Source organism: Crenothrix polyspora, assembly GCF_900163755.1.
Classification (GTDB): Bacteria; Pseudomonadota; Gammaproteobacteria; order Methylococcales; family Methylomonadaceae; genus Crenothrix; species Crenothrix polyspora.
Map to the genome: position 1 here is coordinate 108,621 of NZ_FUKI01000092.1, position 20,550 is coordinate 129,170.

Here is a 20,550-nt window from a genome sequence, read left to right on the forward strand (position 1 = left end):
TGAGACATACCGATGAGCAAATAAAACGTAACGATAAAATGTTAACGGAAAATTTAATCGAATAGGCATTACGCTGGGCAACATATCGCATTACCAATATGGCAAAAACCGTCGAAAAAGCCATTGAAATGTATGTGCGATACTTGGCGTAACAAGCCATTATCCAAAAGTTCGGTACAATAGATTACCCAGAAGCTAGACAGCCGACACCATCATGACCAAACAAATACTAGTCGTATTTACCGGCGGCACCATAGGATCCACCGCTACTCAAGGCACCATCAACACTAACCCCGCCACAGCCTACCAACTCATCCAGTTGTACCAACAACATTACCCTCACCATCACATTAACTTTACTAGCATACAGCCGCTACAAATCTTAAGCGAAAATCTAGCACCACCGGCCTGGACAACCTTAATCACCGCCATAGAAGCCGCACAACCCGAAAACTACGATGCCATCATAATAACCCACGGCACCGACACCTTAAGCTTTACCGCCTGCGCGTTAAGCTATTATTTCTACGCCATCAAAAAGTCCATATTACTGGTATCCAGCAACTACCCATTAAATAACCCCAAAGCCAACGGCCTGGAGAACTTCATCTGCGCGGTAGAATTTATCTTGCAAGTCAGTGAACCCGGCGTATTTGTGCCGTACCGGAATCCCTACCATGTCATGCACATCCACAGAGGCACACACCTGGCCGCCTCCTTACAACTGAGCAGTGACTTCATCAGCGTACAGAACAAACACTATTTAATTTATGACTACGGGCGCTTCTCAGAACTCAACCTCAGCATACCCGCACCCAGCCAAAGCATAGCGCCCTTGCAAGCACTATTCTCTGACAAAATTCTGTTGATAACGCCCTACCCTGGCCTTAATTACAGTCATTTTAATCTGGATAACACCGTGGCCGTCTTACACGATTTATACCATTCCGGTACCGCCTGTGTCAGCCAACACTGGGGCGATGATTATTCTTTGCTTGAATTTATCAAACGCTGCTCAGCACAAGGCATTCCGATCTATTTGACACCCGCCTTAAAAACCGCAGAGGCTTACCACAGTACGCGAGTCTTATTGGAACTGGGTGTAAGCATGTTATGGAATATATCGCTGGAAGCGGCTTACGTCAAGTTGTCGCTGGCCTACGGCAACTTTACCGATAGCCAGCAAATCGCCGAATTCCTCACGCAAAACATAGCACGGGAAATCCTGAATTGGGCAGATTTAATCGACGAAACAACGCCCTCTTCAAGCTGCATACCACAACGCCCCTAAATAAACGCGGCAAAAACTAACCAAGCCAAGGCAAAAACGGTTAAAATGGGGCAGTTAAACACCTAATTCTGTACTAAATCAACGGGGTGGTAGCCCTTACATGCACACTAAATATAAAACTGACGACCTTCGAATCTGTGAAATCCGTGAAGTGATTGCACCGAATCAAGTACATGACGAAATGCCGATCAGCGAACAAGCGGCCAAAACCACGCTGGAAGCACGCCAGGCGGTACATAAAATCCTTACTGGTGAAGATGACCGGCTTTTGGTGGTGGTCGGCCCATGTTCCATCCATGATACCCAGGCGGCATTAGAATACGCACAACTGCTAAAACAAGCCAAAGACGATCTGGCCGATGACTTGCTCATCATCATGCGGGTGTATTTTGAAAAGCCGCGTACTACCGTGGGCTGGAAAGGTTTGATCAACGATCCTGATATCGACTCCAGTTTTAACATCAACAAAGGCTTACGGGTTGCAAGACAATTGCTAATTGATGTCAACAACCTTGGTATGCCGGCCGCTACCGAATACCTGGACTTAATCACCCCGCAATATGTCTCTGATTTGATTGCCTGGGGCGCAATTGGTGCCAGAACTACCGAAAGCCAAGGTCACCGCGAACTGGCTTCCGGCGTATCTTGCCCTATCGGCTTTAAAAATTCCACCGACGGCACTGCCAAAATCGCCATAGATGCCATCGGCTCTGCGATGAGTCCGCATCATTTCTTGTCGCTGACCAAAGCAGGTCGCTCAGCAATTTTTTCCACCACCGGCAATCAGGACGTACACATTATTTTACGTGGTGGCAACGAAGGACCAAACTACGATGCGGTCAGCGTCGAAAAAGTTGCACAAAGCTTAGACAACGCCCAGCTAAGAGCCAACATCATGATTGATTTCAGCCATGCTAACAGCCTTAAACAATGCCACAGACAACTGATCGTCGGTGAAGATGTCAGCGAACAAATCGCCAGCGGCGATACCCGCATTATGGGAGTCATGATCGAAAGCCATCTTAAGTCCGGTAGCCAAAAAGTAATAGACGGACAACCCTTAGTCTACGGCCAGAGTATCACCGACGGCTGTTTAAGCTTTGAAGATACCTTGCCGCTGTTACAAACACTGGCCAGCGCTGTGCAACGTCGCCGGAGTTTTAGCGTATGAAAATTATTATTAATGGCGAAACCCACGATGTTAACGAAGCTATCTCGGTGGCGGATGTGGTTGCTAAACAAGGTTTAACGGGCAAAAAAATAGCCGTCGAATTAAATCTGGAAATCCTGCCCTTCCAACACTACCCCAGCCAAATACTGGCCGAGGGTGATCGCTTGGAAATTGTCCATGCCATTGGCGGTGGCCAAAACGACAGTTTTGTACTGGCGGGCAAAGCGTATCAGTCACGCTTGCTGGTCGGTACCGGTAAATACAAGGACATGGAAGAAACCCGTTTGGCGATAGAAGCCAGCGGCGCACAGATTGTTACTGTAGCTATTCGCCGTACCAATATTGGCCAAAATCCTGGCGAACCCAATTTGCTGGATGTGATCTCACCAGACAAATACACTATATTGCCCAATACCGCCGGTTGTTACACCGCTGAAGACGCTTTGCGTACTTGTCGTTTAGGCAGAGAATTGCTCGGTGGCCATAAGCTGGTAAAACTGGAAGTGTTAGCCGATCAAAAAACCTTATTTCCAGATGTCGAACAAACCTTTATTGCCGCCAGGATGCTGGTGCAAGAAGGCTTTGACGTGATGGTATACACCAACGACGACCCGATTGCCGCCAAAAAACTCGAAGACATTGGCTGTATTGCCGTGATGCCACTGGCAGCGCCAATTGGTTCTGGTTTGGGTATCCGCAATCCCTATAATATTTTAACTATTGTGGAAAACGCCAGCGTACCGATTTTGGTGGATGCCGGTGTCGGCACGGCATCCGATGCGGCACTGGCGATGGAATTGGGTTGTGATGGTGTGTTAATGAACACCGCTATCGCGGCAGCAAAAAATCCAATACTGATGGCTTCTGCCATGCGCAAAGGCATAGAAGCCGGACGTGAGGCGTATTTGGCAGGCCGTATGCCGAAACGCCGTTTTGCGTCGGCATCATCGCCGCTGGATGGTTTGTTTTTTTAACACCGGCCATGTAGGTTGGGGTGACGCTAGGAACCCCAACACATAACGCACTGCATCGTTGGGATTCGTTACCTTACCCCCAACCTACAATAATATCCCAACGTAAATATGTAGCCATTATTCTTGTCTATACCCTCTCAATAACCATAAACCTGCACGCATGACCTCACCCGCTCCTACTGTGACACCAAGAATCCGAAGCTTTATGCCACGCCAAGGCCGCATCACCGCTGGCCAAGAGTTTTCTTTGGAAAATTATTGGATGGAATACGGTCTCGACACCAACATTCACTATGATTTTGCCCAGGTTTTTGGCCGTGATGCCCCGTTAATTATCGAGATTGGTTTTGGTAATGGCGAAAGCTTGGCCAAAATGGCCGCAGAAAATCCGGACAATAACTATATCGGTATCGAAGTACATCGGCCTGGGGTTGGGCATTTACTGATGCTGATTAAGCAAAATGGCATCACTAATCTAAAAATCTATAACCACGATGCCATCGATATTCTGGAAAACCATATTTCGGACAATAGCCTTGGCGGTGTGCATTTGTTTTTCCCTGACCCGTGGCCCAAACAAAGACACCATAAAAGACGCATCGTGCGCCCCAGTTTTATTGAAGTGTTACTGAAAAAACTTAGAGTGAACGGTTACTTCCATACTGCAACCGATTGGGAAAACTACGCCAAACATATCTTGGACATGTTGACTCCGGTGCAAGGTTTTAATAATACCAGCCCAACACACACTTACTGCGAGCGCCCTGATTATCGGCCTTTAACAAAGTTTGAACAACGCGGAATACGTTTAGGGCACGGCGTATGGGATTTAGTTTTTACTAAAAACTAAGGGTTTGATGGTTTGAGTATCGTTGTTCGACACAACGATACTCTGTCTTCAATGCTTAGCAACGTGTATGAAATAACGTGAGCAAGTTCATGCTTCGACAGGCTCAGCACGAACGGAAGTGGCGTTTAAGTTGTTCAACTTATTTCATGCACGTTCCTTAACCACAGCATCCAGCTGCATGGCTCTGATCATCATTGCCAACTCGTCTTTTTGCCGTTTCAGTGGATCAATCTCAGCTTCCAGTAAAGCAATTTTTTCTGCTACCGAACCTTTTGAGTCATTGATTTTTCTCAGCAACTGCATCCGACTTTCTATTTGTTTTTTATGGTCTTTAATTTGATGCATTAAGGGTGTTAATACACCGTTACTCCACGAGATAGCATCTGCATGTGCTTGTCGCAATACGTTTCTGGCTTTAGCAATCAAGGTGCTATACAACTTATGGATAACCAAACTTTGTTCGGTCATCGTGGTTTTTGCGCTTAATCGAAACGCCTCACCTTCTGCAAATACTTGCTCTAATTCAACTTGATAAGGTTTTATTGAAAACAACGGCGGCTCAATCTCTTTAAAACCGTATTCATCTTTAAATTTTTTGTGGATCGCTTTTACCAGACGGCGTGTTTCGTTGGTAATATCAATAGAATCTTGTAGCAAATCCCGTAAATCATCAAACAATTTACGCATATTTTGCTTCATGCCAAACGTCGTTAAGCTTTTGGCCATATCGGTGCGGGTACTTCTAATAATCGGATCGATTTTTTCTTTAGAAAACGAATCAATCAGCATTTTAGCCTGCACAGAAAATACCCGACGACTGGCTTGGAAATTTTCAATATTGGCCATATACAGCTGTTGTCTATCACGGGTTTCGGCCATTAATTTGGCAGTCATATCGTGATTTTCAAAATCAATTTTCTTAAACTCTTCTAACTGTTTACCCGCATTAGTCATTGCTAATTCGGTAATGCTGGAAGACTCATTCACTAAAAAACCAATATCACGCACCAATGATCCCATCAATATGGTACGACGCTGATTTAAAATATCCCGCGACAAATATTGTTCCAGCGCTGCTAAACGGCTTTTTTCTAATACTGCGTTGTCATTTTTAACCTTACCTAATAAGGCTTGCTTGGCTGACACGGGAAAAATAGCCGCTTCATCAAGCTTTAAAGTAGCTGCTGCGGTTTTAATTTGCGAGTTAATTGCATCTTGATAGCCACGCTCTCCGGCAAGATCATCCCACATCGCGTCAATTTTATTCATGACGACAGCAAGACCTTGCTTATTGCCACCGCGTGTTAAACAGACATGATTCATCCACATATCCATGTCACTTTTAGTAACGCCAGTATCCGCCGCCAATACAAAAACAATGGCTTGTGCGCTCGGCAGCATATTTAAAGTTAGCTCAGGCTCAGTGCCTAAGGCATTTAAACCGGGCGTATCTAAAATACATAAGCCTTGCTGTAATAACGGGTGTGGAAAACTGATTAACGCATGTCGCCAACACGGAATTTCAACTTTTTCTGGGTTGACTACGCCTTGTTCAGCGGCCAATCTATCATTCCATAAACCCAATTTATCAGCCACTTGCCGATCAACCATTTTGGTAGCGCACAATTCTTTAAAGGCTTCTTGCATTTGCCCTGGTGAATTGCTGTCCAGCTTAAATTGTGTCCAACGCTGCGGTTGCTGCTTTAATTCCGCTAAAGAAATATCTTCTAAACGACTTTCTATATTCAACAAGCGGATATAACTGCCACCTTCTTCATCGTAAAAAAGCTCGGTGGGCGACATGGTTGTGCGTCCAGCGGTGGATGGTAATAAACGCACTCCCGTTTCAGCAAAGAACAGCGCATTGATTAACTCGGTTTTACCGCGCGAAAACTCCGCGACAAAAGCCAAGGTAATACGGTCAGTTTGCAAATTACTGATTGCGTTTAAAATCGTATTGGTGCTGTGCGGATCATTCATTCCGTAACGAATGCGCCACTGATGATACATTTCTATAGCCTGCACCACCTTGGCACGCCAGAGCGCATACTCGTGCATTTGATCTTTAAATTCCAGATTCCTCATGGCAAGCCTTTTATTGCTAACACAATTCTATGATGTAAGTCGAACGAGTGAATTAAGTGAACGATTCCCGTTAATTGTAGCCTATATACAAATAACTGTTAGCGTAAGATGTTTTTATTTTTGAAAAGTGAAAAAATACTTTTATCTTAAATACCGTAACGCTGCTGATAGGCCAAAATCACATCAACGGAATAGTTAGAACTGAGTTTAGTGTATTCTATGATATCTGCCAATGTAATTATAGAAACAACCGGTATCTGAAACAAAATACTAACTTCTTGTATGGCAGATGTGTCATTATTGCCTTTTTCTTGGCGATCTAAAGCAATTAATACCCCCACTGGCGTAGCATCGGCATTTTTAATAATATCAACCGATTCTTTAACCGATGTGCCCGCTGTAATGACATCATCTAAAATAAGCACACGGCCTTGCAACGGCGATCCCACTAAATAGCCACCCTCGCCATGATCTTTCGCTTCTTTGCGATTAAACGCAAACGGAATATCTTCTGTGGTTAACCGCGCATAGGCAATAGCAGTAGCACTTACTAAGGGAATACCTTTATAAGCAGGCCCATACAAAATATCAGGATTAAGCCCTGATTCAACCAGCGCTTTGGCGTAAAACTCACCCAGCTTTGCCAATTGCATGCCGGTATTAAACAATCCAGTATTAAAAAAATACGGGCTAACACGGCCAGATTTAAGTACAAACTCACCAAATTTTAAAACACCGCAGTCCAGCGCATAGCCAATAAAGTCTTTTTTATAATTGAGCATAATTTTTAAGGATAAATTGATTCTGAAAATTGTCATTACGGCATAAATTTTTCTAGGATATTATCCAAGAAATCCCATCCCTTGTCAGAGCAATAATAACGATTAGCTTGTTTAACAAGCAAATTTTCGTGTACGCACGCAGACAAAGCCGGCATTAAGCTTTCTACCGTTAAGCCTGTCGCGGCCTGATAGGCCGACAAACTAAAACCATGCCGCAAACGCAGATGGTTCATAACAAACTCCAACGGCACATCGGCCTGTGCAATCACGCTAGCATCTGCTGTTTTAAAATCGGTTGCCAAATAGTGTGCAGGGCTTTTCGGCTTAACGGTTCGTACAATATTATGCGGCAACCCTTGGCTTAGCTTGCCATGCGCCCCCGCACCTATGCCCAAATAATCACCAAATTGCCAATAATTGACATTATGACGACACTGGCGATCAATCAGGCTGTAAGCCGAAATTTCATATTGTTGATACTGATGCTCTGCCAACAGGCTTTGACAATGCTTTTGAATAACATAAACCAAGTCGTCGGCTGGCAAGGGCGGCGGGAATCGATAAAAATAGGTATTTGGCTCTAACGTCATTTGATAAAACGAAAGATGCGTAGGCGCAAGACTGAGCGCCATCATGATATCGTCTGTACTGGTGTTTAAAGTTGCGCCGGGAACAGCGTACATTAAATCCAAATTAACGTTAGTAAACCCTGCCAACTGCGCAATCTCTGCGGCTTTAATCGCCTCTGAGCCAGAATGCACTCGGCCTAAGTTAGCCAGCAACGCATCATTAAACGACTGCACTCCAATGGAAAGACGATTAATGCCAACAGCCCTGAATTCGATAAATTTATTACTCTCAAAACTACCTGGGTTGGCTTCTAAAGTAATTTCTATATCATCTGTCAAAACCAGCTGTTTTTCTATGCCGCGTAATAACTGATTAATAGCGTCTGGTGAAAACAAGCTGGGCGTACCCCCCCCCATAAAAATACTGCTGATAGGCCGGGAAATCGCATAACGTTCAATATCTTTAGCTAAATCTTCCAGCAATTTATTGACGTATTCTGTTTCTGGAATAACCGATTTAACAGCGTGCGAGTTAAAATCACAATACGGGCATTTTTTAATGCACCACGGAAAATGAATATACAAACTGAGCGGTAACAAAATAACCTAAGTGTTTAATGGCGATGCCGATCAGTTTATCATTAGACTCCTGGTAAAAAAGGTAATTTTTCACATTGTGCGGTAATTTTTGTTACATTTAGCTACCAAAAACATAAAAGCCACGACAAAAATGCAATGCCGTCAATTTCTGACGCACTATAACCGAAGTAAAAACTATAAAAACACCACAAAATACCTGATATTTTGAAGCAGATAAGCTAAAACATGGCCAGCACTATACAAACAATTAACTACCGACACGCAGACTAACTTATTTTCTGTCGTGTCTTTTAGCTATTTGGTAGACAATAACCAACATCACTCTATTAACAATCCACCACATTTAAAACCCATGAGATTATTACTTGTTGAAGATGACGAAATACTGGGCGACGGTCTGGTTGCCGGTTTAAAAATGGAAGGCTATGCCGTAGACTGGTTAACCAACGGCAAACTTGCCGACGAAGCACTGCGCATTAATAGTTATGAATTGATTGTGCTCGATCTTAATTTACCCGACATGGACGGCATGGATATTTTACGTGCGCTGCGCGCCCGTAAAGATGAAACCCCCGTCATGGTACTCACCGCAAAAGATACCGTACCCGATCGCGTACTAGGGTTAGACAGCGGCGCAGACGACTTTGTTATTAAACCCTTTGATCTGGATGAAGTGTGCGCTCGTCTACGTGCTTTGGCACGGCGCAATGAGGGTCGCAGTGTGCCATATATTGAACACCGAGGCGTTATTTTAGACCCTGCCTCACATCAAATCACCTACCACGGTGAAAAAGTAGAACTGTCACAAAAAGAATTCGAAATACTCAGCTTTCTAATGAGTAATATTGGCCGCGTCGTCTCTAAGGCCCGCTTGGAAGAAAGCCTGTATTCGTGGAATTCCGACATAGAAAGCAATACCGTTGAAGTACATATCCATTATTTACGCAAAAAACTGGATAGCTCACTGATCCGCACCGTCAGAAGTGCCGGTTATATTATCGACAGCGATGACGACGCATGAATTATTCACTCCGGCAACGCTTACTGATTAGCCTACTGTCGGCCTCTATGCTGATCTGGGGCATCACCGCCTACATCAGCTACAAAACCACACGCGCCGAAGTGGGCGAATTATTTGATGCCGAATTGGCGCAATCGGGCAAAGTATTACTGGCATTTTTAGAAACATTGCCAAAAGATGAACCTCTGGAAGAAAATTTTCAGCCAAATCCAACCGAAACGGTTAATCGGTATTTTCCCAAAAAATTCCCTTATGAGCTCGACAACGAAAATCAGGATTTATTGTTAGAGGAAGAAAACGATCCTAAATTTCACCTGCACAGTTTCAACGAAATAGATGCCAGTGATCCCTTATCACATGCTTTCGATGAGTTATTGCAAGCCAAAGATTTTGACCACAAATACAAATACGAGCGCAAAATTGTCTTCCAATTATGGAGTGAAAATGGCCGCTTGTTACGACATTCCAAAAATGCCCCCGAAAAACCGTTTGCCAAGGGCACAGAAGGTCTCAGTAAAACCACCATAGACGGCGATTTATGGCATGTATTTAGCCTGGCCAATACTAGCGGTGAATATATTATTCAAGTCGGTCAAAAGCAGGAAATTCGTACTGAATTAACTGAAGAAATTTCATCACAATTAGTCATACAATTTCTGTACGGTATGCCATTTTTGGGTGTGGTAATCTGGTTAATTGTCGGCCATGCTTTACGGCCATTAAACCGATTAGAAAGGCAACTAGCCAAACGGGAGGCCAGTTATCTCAAGCCCTTATCAACTAAAGAATTACCCAATGAAATTGTACCTGTCGTTAATGAAATGAATAACCTGTTTGCGCAACTCGAAGAAGCACTGGAGCACGAAAGGCAATTTACCGCCGATGCCTCACATGAATTACGAACACCGCTGGCGGGCTTATTAACACAAGCGCAAGTCGCGCTAAAAACCACTGACACCGACGTGCGTACCCAAGCCTTGCAACGCATTACCCAAGGCGTTAATCGTATGACTTACATGGTGCAACAATTACTCACTTTTTCGCGCATTGAATCATCAAGCTCAGCATTTTTGGCCAAAACAACTTTGTTATTACAACATGAAATTATTCAGGTAATGACCGAGTTAGAACCCCATGCGCACAAAAAGCGTATACACATTGAAGTAGTTATCGAAGATAATCTACCGACAATAACAGCCAATGACCAACTCATCAATATTTTGGTCAAAAATATTATTGATAACGCGATTAAATATACACCCGCCAACGGTACGGTGTTAATTAACCTAAGCGCCAGCCTCAAGCATCTGGTATTTTGCGTAGAAGACTCCGGCCCTGGCATTGCTCCTGATCAATACGAAAAATCCTTAAAACGCTTTCACCGCTGTGTAGAAACCGCCGGTACTGCGCAAGGTACTGGCCTTGGGTTTTCTATTGCGCAGCGCATCGCCAGTATTCATGATGCCACGCTAACCTTAGGTGAAGCCCCCTTAGGTGGCCTTAAAGTAACGGTATTATTTCCACTGTCTAAAAAACTTAACGAATTATCACTGCACAGCAAATTAAGTTTTTTCAGCAGAAGAAAATCTGACACACTGCTTAACCCACCGTTTAAAAAATAAGCGGGGATGCATTAAGTAAACACCTTGTGAAGTTTACGCAACAATGGTTTGTTTTTATCGCACTTAGACGGGATGACTTAAAACTTTTTTAGCTAATAAATCCGTCATAACCATCGCTGTAACAGGCCGACTGAAATAATAACCTTGAATCAAATCGCAATGCCAGCGGTTAAGTTGATTGAATTGATCGAGTGTTTCGACACCTTTGGCAACAACATTCATGTGCATATTATGGCCGAGTACAATAATAGTTTGAATGATATTAGCCGCATCGCTATCTTGGCTCAGTTGTGCAACAAACGATTTATCAATTTTTAATTGATCAATCGGTAGATTTTTAAGCGTATTTAACGAAAAATAACCAATACCAAAATCATCAATGGCAATAGACACACCTAACGCTTTAATATCACACAGTATTTGAGCGATACGATCAATATCTTTTATCATGACATTTTCTGTGATTTCAACTTTAAGGCTGTTAGCCTGTAAATGATGCTTAATAAGTGCCTGATCAATACGCCGACATAAATCATTATGCAAAAACTGCTTGTGTGACAAATTAATTGCCACGTTAATAACCGGCAAATTAGTTTGTTGCCAGCTATGCTGCTGACTGCACACCGCATTTAACAACCAATCGCCAATAGGATTAATTAAACCAATGTCTTCTGCAAGTGAGATAAATTTACTCGGCAGTAACAAACCCTTCTGGGGGTGGTGCCAACGCAGCAAAGCTTCCGCACCAACAATCCTGTGCGTCTTGATATCGACTTGTGGCTGATAAAAAACCTCAAAATGCCCCGCATCAAGTGCGTCATACATTTCTTTTTCCAGCGTCAGGCGTTTTTTGGCCGATTCATTTAAACCATTAGCATAAAAACTGTAATTGTTTTTGCCTTTTTCCTTGACGCGGTACATAGCCGTATCGGCTTGTGTCAGCAACGCTTCGCTGGTTAAACCATCTTTAGGAAAAATACTAATACCTATGCTGGAGGTAACATACAGTTGCTGACCAGCAAAAAAATACGGTGGCGCTAAGCGCTGTAATAATTTGTTGGCAATCGGTGAGATAGTGTCTTCGTTAGGCAAATGATTAAGCAATACAACAAATTCATCACCACCCCATCGCGCAGCGGTATCCAGTTGTCGCATATCGGCACATAACCGAGTGGCCATTTCTTTTAGTACCAAATCACCAATCACATGACCCATACCATCATTAATTTTTTTAAAACCGTCTAAATCAATAAATAATAGCGCGAAACACGTACCATTGCGGTTGGCTGCTAAAATAGCGTTGGCAATACTTTCTTGCAATAATATGCGATTAGGCAAACCGGTTAACGCATCATGCGTAGCCAAATGCGCTAGTTGGCTACTGATATGCAAGGTATTGGTCAGATCATTCAGCGCAAACACCATGCCGGTCACATGTTTATTGTCATTTTTAATGAGCGTGCCTTTAATTTGTATGGCATATTCCTCACCACGCGGGTTAATTAAAAACCAAGGCATTGCGGTCTGAAATGATTGCTCGCTTACTAAACCGTGCGTGATGCTATCAAGATCGCTTGAGTTATTGGTGTTTTGGTGATTAAAGCGCAGGATTGAATCAATGTGCGAACCACTGGCTAACCTAAGAGTATAGCCAGTTAATAGCTCGGCAGCAGGGTTCATATACTCGATAAAGCCTTTGCAACTGGTGGTAATCACCGCATCGCCTATGCAATGCAAGGCGGCTTTGGCCAGTTGCCGTTCAGAAAATAACATCTTGGCAAAACAATCTAAACGTTGCCAGCGCCATAACAAATGATTAATCGTCAGTAGTACCAACACCGGCACAGGGCCATACCATAAATGAAACTGCTTCAGTAATACTCCGCTAATAATCACGGTGAGTAAACAAAAAAACAGGCTGCTGTGCAATGACCGCTGCGGACAAAAAAAACTATAGTAAATAATGGGAATAGCAAGCAAACTCAGCGTTAACCACATTGCCGCCAAACGCGGCAGTTTTTGTATCGATAAATTATTAATAAGTACATCAAGGACATGGGCATTAATTTCTACACCACTTAATAAACTGGCATTTTTATGCAACGGGGTTTTAAACATTTGCGTTAAGCCGGAGGCTGTCGCACCCACGACAACAATTTTTCCACGTAAACTGTCCCTGACTTCAGCATTTGTCAACACGTCGACATAAGACACCTGTTTAAAATGCTGGTTAGCACTGGCAAAAGGAATTTCAATGCGAAAATCACCTTGCCAGCAAGGACAGTTTTCTATTTTAGGTGGGTGGTCGCCTTTTAAAAAACGCTGTTTATTAGGTTCGTTTATAGATAATAATGCCAGCGCAAAAGAAGGCCAATATGAACCTTTAACACCCGCTTGCAGACAGGTGCTGCGTACCACGCCGTCATTATCTAATTCAACATCAACATGTCCAAAACCTGCGGCAGCACTCACTAATTCTGGCCAAGGCAAAGCTGTCGGTAAGGTTTTTTTAGCACCGGAAATTTCCGGAAAAACAGGCAAAATAACCCGTCCATTATTATGGATAGCTTGAATAAGTTTGCGATCGCCTATCATATCTTTGGGATTGGGTTTGTCAAAGACAAGATCAAGTCCTATGGCTTTAACACCCACGGCGCTTAAGTAATTAATAAGTTGAGCGTGCTGGCGACGAGACCACGGCAAGCGCCCCAGTTTTTTCACACTATTTTTGTCAATAGCAACAATAACAATATCGCGGCTGATGTCTCTGGAAAATAGCGCTAAGCCTCTGTCGTATAATTGATTGTCCCACTGTTTTAACGTGTCATACTGCTGCAAAAAAAGCGCTAAGCACAGCAAACAACCAAGCCACAGACATTTATATATGTCTACGCGGTAAATTATTGAAAACCATTTCATAATGAGTATGCCAAAGCGCGTCAAAAACAATAATGCTGATATTTTTAGAGCGATCAATTTTTTTGGCTATCCGCTTAAAGCGGCACATCCGCTCGCCCTGAGTTTGTCGAAGGGCTTGTAGTTCAGTTCACCACGAACGATTTTAAAAAAATATCCCGCCTTAAACGGGTAACCAAAATTTAGTGTCTAAAAATATTTGGATTATCTACTTAACTGGAGACAAAAAAATAATATAATTCAAGCAGGTTGAATTGCTTGCTGTTTGGCAACCCAGCCTGTATTTTGTTACGTTAAATTGGTAGCCCATATTTGTATTCAAAATAGTGAGTGTGGACTGTATTTTAAATTAGAAGCGTCCATGAGATAAGTCAGTAACCTTGTTGGCGCACTCAGAACGAATAGTGGCTTATTTTAATTGCTCAGCGCATTTCATGCAAATTACTTAACAAATATATCAACTTATTGAACTACTATAGCAATAATAATGACACAAGCGCTGTATTTATCGCTGATAAGCTATAACATCGCCCAAACTGGGAATGCCTATGCCAAGAAAAAGTTCATGTATATCGGAAAATTGCGGAAAAGTAACGGATAAAATACTGTGTGAAATAATGAATCCCGCTTTAAAAAACATCCACATTTAAAATCTAAAGCGTTAGATTAATGTGGCACATTCTTTGGTGGCACTCACCGTAGGTTGATAAAAACACTGTGGATTGCAGCCGAGCGCGTTAGCGTGATTAATTTTTTAATCTTACCGTACACGCACGGCCACGGATGTGTTTTTAAGCTGTCGTAATGTCGGCAGATTTAAGTATACGCAACGCTGCCTGCGTATGTTCGGCAGCTTCGCGGCCAAGACTGGTTAAATAACCACCATCTTCTTGGGAAATTAAACCTTTGTTAAATAATCGCAAAGTGGCAGCAATTGTTGCTGCTTGGGCGCTGTGCTGGTGTACCTTGATGCCTTCCAATGTGGTTGCCAGGTTATAGCGCGCCAAAATGTCCAACTCTTCTAAAATATCTTGTGTGTAGGGCATTAGCAGTCCTCTGTTGTTTTTAAAATGAACGTATAGAATAAGGCCATTTTTGTCATGTGACAGATTTATTTTTTATCAAAGGCGGCTGGGATACAATACGTTCAATAACACAAGATTTGTATTGTCTTAGCGTCAGCGTGTGCAGACGCTAAGACATTTAGTTTGATAGCGGCTTGCCAGGCTCGTCAGTTGCCATATAGAAACGCGGCACACCTTTAATGGGGGCTTGCCCTATGTGAATATACTGTAGACCTACCAGCATTTCGGTACTCGATACGTATTCTGTCCAGATAACTTTTATTTCACCTTCGATTTCTAAGGCTTTAAATTCAAACACAGTGATCAGATTTTTTTCAATGGCTAATTTTTCAGCCAACCGGATCATAATGCCATCGACAGAAGCATTCACTGAATAAAACTCGCGATAAACACCGTCTAGTAAGATAAGCCCTGGCGAGGCAATGGTCTTGCGATAGGCTTTTCTTTTATAAAGAACTCTGTCGATATCGTAAGATACATTTTTAAACTCTAATGCCAGCAATAGATAATCATCTTCTATGTCAACTCTAACAGCTTCTGTTTCACCCGCCAATCGCAAGCTAGGAATGTACATGTCAATAAGGGTGGCGGCCAATATTTCTCGGTAAATTCTATTAAGATCATTTTGATTTTGCTTTTGATTGATTTTAACGAGCACACCGGTTAACGAAATATTTTTAACGGTAATGCTATATTCCTCACCGCCCATATAAATCAAGCCATAAGAGGCCAGATTTTTCCGATAAGGTCGTTTTACATGTACGCTCATACTGATCCTCTATTTCGCTTTTGCAGTGGCGCTATTACTGTAGTAATTTAGACTAGAAGTATAGTAGGTTAATTAATTTTTATTTGGTATTTTTACGATTTACTTGTTTTTATAGTCCTTAATATTTAAATCTTTACGTGTGTTTTTTATTATGAAAAAGTTTGTCATAGTGTGTTCTGGCGTGCTGTTAGCAGCATGTACCACTTTACCGCCTAAAAATACCAACAATATTTGCTCTGTATTTAGAGAAAAAGACGGTTGGTATGCCGATGCACAGCGTACTTTTAAGCGCTGGGGTGTGCCTGTACCAGTACAGATGGCCATCATGCACCAAGAATCACATTTTGTTGCCGATGCGCGGCCGCCACGCACTTGGCTAGGGTTTAGAGCCAGTAGCGCGTATGGTTACTCACAAGCCTTAGACGGTACCTGGCATCAATACTTAAAAAGTACCGATAATTCGGGGGCGGATCGTGATGATTTTGCCGATGCCAGTGATTTTATCGGCTGGTATTGCGATATAAGCGCCAACAAACTGGGCGTTTCTAAATGGGATACCAAAAATTTATATTTAGCTTATCACGAAGGCCACGGTGGTTTTCAGCGCAAAAGTTATTTAAATAAACCCTGGTTGATGCAAGTGGCCAAGAAGGTCTCTAAACGTGCCAGCCTATTTCAAGGGCAATTAACCGGCTGTGAAATGAATTAGCCGAAGTCGGTAGTTTTTTTGCTAAACTAGCGGCTTTAATTCACTCAAAAGGCGAAAATCGTGAGAAAAATGCACGCTAAACTTCTTTCAGTTATCACCGTTATTGTTATAGGACTTTCTATGTTTTCAATGGCCAACGCTGGCACACCAGACGAAAATAAAGCGGCAGGTGCTGCGTATCTTGCAACCAATGCTAAAAAAGCCGGTATTTCGACGACTGCCAGTGGTTTGCAATATGAAGTTGTCACTAAAGGTACCGGCACTAAAAACCCAGCGGCCACAGATAAAGTTACTGTACATTACAAAGGCACAACCATCGACGGCAAAGAGTTTGATAGTTCTTACAGCCGTGGCGAGCCTATTGCCTTTGGTTTAAACCAAGTTATCCCCGGTTGGACAGAAGGCGTACAACTGATGACCGAAGGTGCGAAATACCGTTTTTATATCCCATCAGAATTAGCCTACGGCGAAAATGGTGCGGGTGGTGCGATTGGCGCTAACGAAGCTTTAATTTTTGATGTTGAGCTGATCAAAATTAATTAAATTGTAGACTATAGGCTGGGTTGAAGCATAGCGGAAACCCAGCTTTTTCAACATTTGGATTATCCGTCGGGAAAGCTACCAACACCAGTAAGCGTGTTTAATTCCCTAAAGGCAAACATTCAACCTTAGCGTTTCACATTGACACAAACTGCAAATACTTGTACATTTATCCTGTACGTTTATTTCTTGTGATGCCCATGACAATCCAAACCACTTATACCCAAGCGCGTGCTAATTTCGCCACATTACTAGACGCAGTGACAGATAACAGGGAAGTGGTCATCATTCAACGCCGTGGTGCTGAAGATGTTGCGCTAATTGCCGCTGATGAGCTTCAAAGCCTGCTTGAAACTGCGCATCTTTTACGTTCGCCTGTTAATGCTGAACGCCTGTTTTCGGCATTAAGCCGCGCACAACAGCAAACGACACCATCGCAACTGCTTGCCGAATTACAAGCCGAGGTTGGTATTGGTTAAATCGCACAATCGCGCAAGTGTATTTCAAACAGAATTCCGTGAGGATCTTCGGTTTTGGGTACAAACTAACCAACGGGTTGCGCTTAAGGTGCTTGAATTGGTTGAAGCGGTTATGCGTGATCCATTCAAGGGCATAGGCAAACCTGAACCCTTGAAATATATTGCTTCTGGTGTTTGGTCGCGCCGCATTACGGAAGAGCATCGTTTGGTTTACTTAGTAACAGATGATTGTATTGATTTTCTTCAAGCACGTTACCATTACACAAAATAAGGCTGAGGGTTAATCCTGCATGGCTCAGTGCTGTTGAATATTTTCCAAAAGTCTGCGCTGGGACAAGGTTATACATCTGATTGACTACTACGCCAACTTTCCAATCCTTGTACCAAACACTAAACTACCCCTATGCCCACGCCCACCTACGAACTGTTTGCAAGCACCCCCAAAGCCATGGAAGATATTTTGGCTGAAGAGCTTAAATCACTGGGCGTAACACATACCAAAACTACTGTTGCCGGTGTTGCCTTTCAGGGCGATTTAGAAACGGCTTATCGCACGTGTTTATGGTCACGCACTGCCAATCGCATTTTATTAATTCTCAGTACGTTTTCAGTAACCAGCCAAGATGATCTGTATAACGGCATTGCTAAAATCAATTGGTTCGAACATCTGGAACCCACCGGCACTTTTGCTGTCACTTTTAACGTTAAAAATTCAGAAGTGATTAATAACAGCCACTTTGGCGCGTTAAAAGTTAAAGACGCGATTGTTGATCAAATGCGTAAAAAGTTTGAAATACGCCCCAGTATTGATACCGAACGCCCCAGTATCCGCATCAACGTGCATTTGCACGGCGAAAAAGCCCAATTAAGCCTAGACTTGTCTGGCGAAAGCCTACACCGCCGTGGTTATCGTGATATTAGCATCAGTGCGCCCATTAAAGAAAATTTAGCCGCCGCCATGTTATTGCGTAGCGGCTGGCCAGCCATTGCCAAACAAGGTGGCACATTGCTTGATCCCATGTGTGGCTCAGGTACTTTATTGCTCGAAGGTGCAATGATGGCCGCCGATTTTGCGCCTGGTTTACTGCGCGATTACTTCGGTTTTTTGGGCTGGAAAAAACACGATGCCACCTGCTGGGAAAAATTAATCGGCGAAGCCGAACAACGTAAATGGGTCGGCATGGCTAAAAAAATGCCGGTCATTGTTGGTTTTGACCAAGATCGCCAAACTGTTCATGCCGCATTAGGCCATATCAACAATGCCCGCTTGCACAATAAAATCCATATTGAGCGCCGCGACATCAGCGATGCCAAACCGGCAGAAGCCTGGCAGCCTGGTTTGGTCATTTGCAACCCGCCTTACGGAGAACGCTTGGGTGATGAGCAAGAGACTGCCGAACTGTACACGCATTTTGGTGAAACCCTAAAAACGCAATTTATTGGCTGGAAAGCCGCATTAATTATCAGTAACCCTGAACTGGGTTTCCGTTTAGGGATTCGCTCACAAAAGCCGATTACGCTGTATAACGGTGCGTTAGAATGCCGCTTATTACGTTTAAATATTGAAGAAAAAGCATTTTTTACCCCTAAAGCGCAAACGCAAGAAGAGCGCATTGCCTTGGTGACAGCCGCCGTTAATGCGCCTGAACCAGATCAAGAAGGCGCAAAGGTCAGTGCAGAAATGTTTGCCAATCGTCTGAAAAAAAACCTCAAGAAATGGCGGCAATGGGCCAAGCAAAATCAAATCCGCTGTTATCGGGTATACGATGCGGATTTGCCTGAATACGCGGTGGCAGTCGATGTGTATGAAGCTGAGCAAACCTGGATTAACGTACAAGAATACGAGCCACCCAAAAGTATTGATCAACACAAGGCCGATCAGCGTTTGGCTGGCGTAATGGCAGAAATTCCTGGCGTGTTTGGCGTGAGCCGCGACCATGTTTTTCTTAAAATTCGCCGCAGACAACGCAAAACCGATCAGTACGAAAAATTCAGCGAGCTAGGCCGTTTTCATACTGTCGAAGAAGGCGGTTGTAAGCTACGAGTAAATTTTGAGGATTATTTGGATACCGGTTTATTTTTAGATCACCGCCCCATTCGCATGCTCATTCAGCAACAAGCCCAAGGCAAGCGCTTTTTAAATTTGTTCGCGTATACCGGCAGTGCCACAGTACATGCAGCGCTCGGTGGTGCAAAGCAAACCACCACGATAGACATGTCCAATACCTATATCAATTGGGCAAAAGCCAATATGGCGTTAAACAATCAAGTGGATGAAAACCAGCACCAATATATTCAAGCCGATTGTTTAGAGTGGCTGGAAACCGAGGCGCGGCAAGCCTACAAAAAACGTTTTGATTTAATTTTTTTAGATCCGCCAACATTTTCCAATTCCAAGCGCATGGAAGATGCATTTGATATTCAGGAAAATCATGTAGCACTTATTAATAATGCACTGGCGTTGTTAGCCGTGGGGGGTATGCTGTATTTTTCCACTAATTTCCGGCGCTTTAAATTTGATCACGCCGCGTTTTCGGCGTTTACTGTCACCGACATTAGCGCAGCCACCGTACCGGCAGATTTCACCCGTAATAGCAAAATTCATTACTGCTGGAGCATAAAAAATGACGCAACAAGCTAAGGTTTTGGTTTTTGGCCGTGTTCAGGGTGTGTATTTTCGCTATTTCACCCAAAAAAAAGCCAAGGCATTAGGCGTGGTGGGCACAGTTAGAAACCTACCCGATGGCTGTGTAGAAATTATCGCCCAAGCCGACAGCGCTGTTTTGCAAGCAATGCTTGATTGGTGTCATAAAGGCCCGATAACTGCGCGAGTTGATCGGGTTGAGGTGACCGAACTTACGTCTGATGTATCTTTACTAACATTTGAGATCATCTGATAATTCGTTATCTAAAACAGGGCTAAAATCTGCCGTGCATCATTCAACAGACTCAACATAAACAGTGTGCCTTGGTGCGTATCCGACTTTAATTGGCTAACTGAAAATCTAAAGTAGATTTACAGCATTTTCACAGTTCAATAGTTACAGTGTAACCGTTCGCACTGAGCTTGTCGAAGTGTGCCGTTCA

At 43.3% G+C, this 20,550-nt stretch carries 18 protein-coding genes; 12 read left to right on the forward strand and 6 right to left on the reverse strand.

The features are described 5' to 3' along the window. Nucleotides 1-214: 214 nt before the first annotated feature. The 4 genes from CRENPOLYSF2_RS05620 (at nucleotide 215) to trmB (ending at nucleotide 4,286) form a co-directional block, all read left to right on the forward strand. On the forward strand, nucleotides 215-1,291 hold the full coding sequence (locus CRENPOLYSF2_RS05620) for an asparaginase (RefSeq protein WP_087142963.1): 1,077 nt from the start codon (nucleotides 215-217) through the stop codon (nucleotides 1,289-1,291). Between the two features lie 100 nt (nucleotides 1,292-1,391). Continuing rightward, nucleotides 1,392-2,462 (forward strand): 3-deoxy-7-phosphoheptulonate synthase, encoded by a 1,071-nt coding sequence (locus tag CRENPOLYSF2_RS05625; RefSeq protein ID WP_087142964.1) that lies wholly within the window; start codon nucleotides 1,392-1,394, stop codon nucleotides 2,460-2,462. Continuing rightward, nucleotides 2,459-3,436 carry a sulfur carrier protein ThiS gene (gene thiS / locus CRENPOLYSF2_RS05630; protein ID WP_087142965.1) on the forward strand — a complete coding sequence of 326 codons (978 nt, stop codon included), beginning with the start codon at nucleotides 2,459-2,461 and terminating at the stop codon, nucleotides 3,434-3,436. The genes CRENPOLYSF2_RS05625 and thiS overlap by 4 nt, the downstream gene beginning before the upstream one ends. Nucleotides 3,437-3,596: 160 nt before the next feature. Continuing rightward, nucleotides 3,597-4,286: a tRNA (guanosine(46)-N7)-methyltransferase TrmB gene (trmB, locus tag CRENPOLYSF2_RS05635; RefSeq protein ID WP_087142966.1), complete on the forward strand. Its 690-nt coding sequence runs from the start codon at nucleotides 3,597-3,599 to the stop codon at nucleotides 4,284-4,286. 144 nt (nucleotides 4,287-4,430) lie between these two features. Here the strand turns inward: trmB and CRENPOLYSF2_RS05640 are convergent, their stop codons facing one another. The 3 genes from CRENPOLYSF2_RS05640 to hemW form a co-directional block, all read right to left on the reverse strand. Then, a complete protein-coding gene (locus CRENPOLYSF2_RS05640; protein ID WP_087142967.1) occupies nucleotides 4,431-6,371 on the reverse strand; it encodes a dynamin family protein in 1,941 nt (646 codons plus the stop codon). A gap of 146 nt (nucleotides 6,372-6,517) precedes the next feature. Beyond that, entirely contained in the window at nucleotides 6,518-7,153 is a 636-nt protein-coding gene (pyrE, locus tag CRENPOLYSF2_RS05645; RefSeq protein WP_087142985.1) for an orotate phosphoribosyltransferase, read from the reverse strand. A gap of 35 nt (nucleotides 7,154-7,188) precedes the next feature. Further along, complete coding sequence (gene hemW, locus CRENPOLYSF2_RS05650; RefSeq protein ID WP_087142968.1) at nucleotides 7,189-8,322, reverse strand: radical SAM family heme chaperone HemW; 1,134 nt, start codon at nucleotides 8,320-8,322, stop codon at nucleotides 7,189-7,191. A gap of 352 nt (nucleotides 8,323-8,674) precedes the next feature. On the opposite strand from hemW, the gene CRENPOLYSF2_RS05655 reads away from it, so the two are divergent. After that, on the forward strand, nucleotides 8,675-9,343 hold the full coding sequence (locus tag CRENPOLYSF2_RS05655; protein WP_087142986.1) for a response regulator: 669 nt from the start codon (nucleotides 8,675-8,677) through the stop codon (nucleotides 9,341-9,343). After that, nucleotides 9,340-10,965: an ATP-binding protein gene (locus CRENPOLYSF2_RS05660; protein WP_087142969.1), complete on the forward strand. Its 1,626-nt coding sequence runs from the start codon at nucleotides 9,340-9,342 to the stop codon at nucleotides 10,963-10,965. The genes CRENPOLYSF2_RS05655 and CRENPOLYSF2_RS05660 overlap by 4 nt, the downstream gene beginning before the upstream one ends. 63 nt (nucleotides 10,966-11,028) lie before the next feature. Here the strand turns inward: CRENPOLYSF2_RS05660 and CRENPOLYSF2_RS05665 are convergent, their stop codons facing one another. The 3 genes from CRENPOLYSF2_RS05665 to CRENPOLYSF2_RS05675 all read right to left on the reverse strand — a co-directional run bounded on the left by CRENPOLYSF2_RS05665 (nucleotide 11,029) and on the right by CRENPOLYSF2_RS05675 (nucleotide 15,735). Then, a complete protein-coding gene (locus tag CRENPOLYSF2_RS05665) occupies nucleotides 11,029-13,884 on the reverse strand; it encodes an EAL domain-containing protein (RefSeq protein ID WP_087142970.1) in 2,856 nt (951 codons plus the stop codon). Nucleotides 13,885-14,672: 788 nt separating this feature from the next. Further along, nucleotides 14,673-14,927, reverse strand: coding sequence for a TIGR02647 family protein (locus CRENPOLYSF2_RS05670; protein ID WP_087142971.1), 255 nt, complete (start codon nucleotides 14,925-14,927; stop codon nucleotides 14,673-14,675). Between the two features lie 157 nt (nucleotides 14,928-15,084). After that, nucleotides 15,085-15,735 carry a pilus assembly protein PilZ gene (locus CRENPOLYSF2_RS05675; RefSeq protein WP_087142972.1) on the reverse strand — a complete coding sequence of 217 codons (651 nt, stop codon included), beginning with the start codon at nucleotides 15,733-15,735 and terminating at the stop codon, nucleotides 15,085-15,087. A 151-nt stretch (nucleotides 15,736-15,886) separates the two neighbouring features. Between CRENPOLYSF2_RS05675 and CRENPOLYSF2_RS05680 the strand changes: the two genes are divergently transcribed. The 6 genes from CRENPOLYSF2_RS05680 to CRENPOLYSF2_RS05705 all read left to right on the forward strand — a co-directional run bounded on the left by CRENPOLYSF2_RS05680 (nucleotide 15,887) and on the right by CRENPOLYSF2_RS05705 (nucleotide 20,360). Continuing rightward, nucleotides 15,887-16,444, forward strand: a complete 558-nt coding sequence (locus CRENPOLYSF2_RS05680) for a transglycosylase SLT domain-containing protein (RefSeq protein ID WP_087142973.1) — start codon at nucleotides 15,887-15,889, stop codon at nucleotides 16,442-16,444. Between the two features lie 69 nt (nucleotides 16,445-16,513). Further along, nucleotides 16,514-16,987, forward strand: a complete 474-nt coding sequence (locus CRENPOLYSF2_RS05685) for a BamJ family beta-barrel-assembly machinery protein (RefSeq protein ID WP_419185545.1) — start codon at nucleotides 16,514-16,516, stop codon at nucleotides 16,985-16,987. A 197-nt stretch (nucleotides 16,988-17,184) separates the two neighbouring features. Then, nucleotides 17,185-17,463: a type II toxin-antitoxin system Phd/YefM family antitoxin gene (locus tag CRENPOLYSF2_RS05690; RefSeq protein WP_087142987.1), complete on the forward strand. Its 279-nt coding sequence runs from the start codon at nucleotides 17,185-17,187 to the stop codon at nucleotides 17,461-17,463. Next, nucleotides 17,456-17,734: a Txe/YoeB family addiction module toxin gene (locus tag CRENPOLYSF2_RS05695; RefSeq protein WP_087142975.1), complete on the forward strand. Its 279-nt coding sequence runs from the start codon at nucleotides 17,456-17,458 to the stop codon at nucleotides 17,732-17,734. The genes CRENPOLYSF2_RS05690 and CRENPOLYSF2_RS05695 overlap by 8 nt, the downstream gene beginning before the upstream one ends. Nucleotides 17,735-17,866: 132 nt before the next feature. Next, a complete protein-coding gene (gene rlmKL, locus CRENPOLYSF2_RS05700; RefSeq protein WP_087142976.1) occupies nucleotides 17,867-20,104 on the forward strand; it encodes a bifunctional 23S rRNA (guanine(2069)-N(7))-methyltransferase RlmK/23S rRNA (guanine(2445)-N(2))-methyltransferase RlmL in 2,238 nt (745 codons plus the stop codon). Then, a complete protein-coding gene (locus tag CRENPOLYSF2_RS05705; protein ID WP_087142977.1) occupies nucleotides 20,088-20,360 on the forward strand; it encodes an acylphosphatase in 273 nt (90 codons plus the stop codon). The genes rlmKL and CRENPOLYSF2_RS05705 overlap by 17 nt, the downstream gene beginning before the upstream one ends. Nucleotides 20,361-20,550 lie beyond the last annotated feature (190 nt).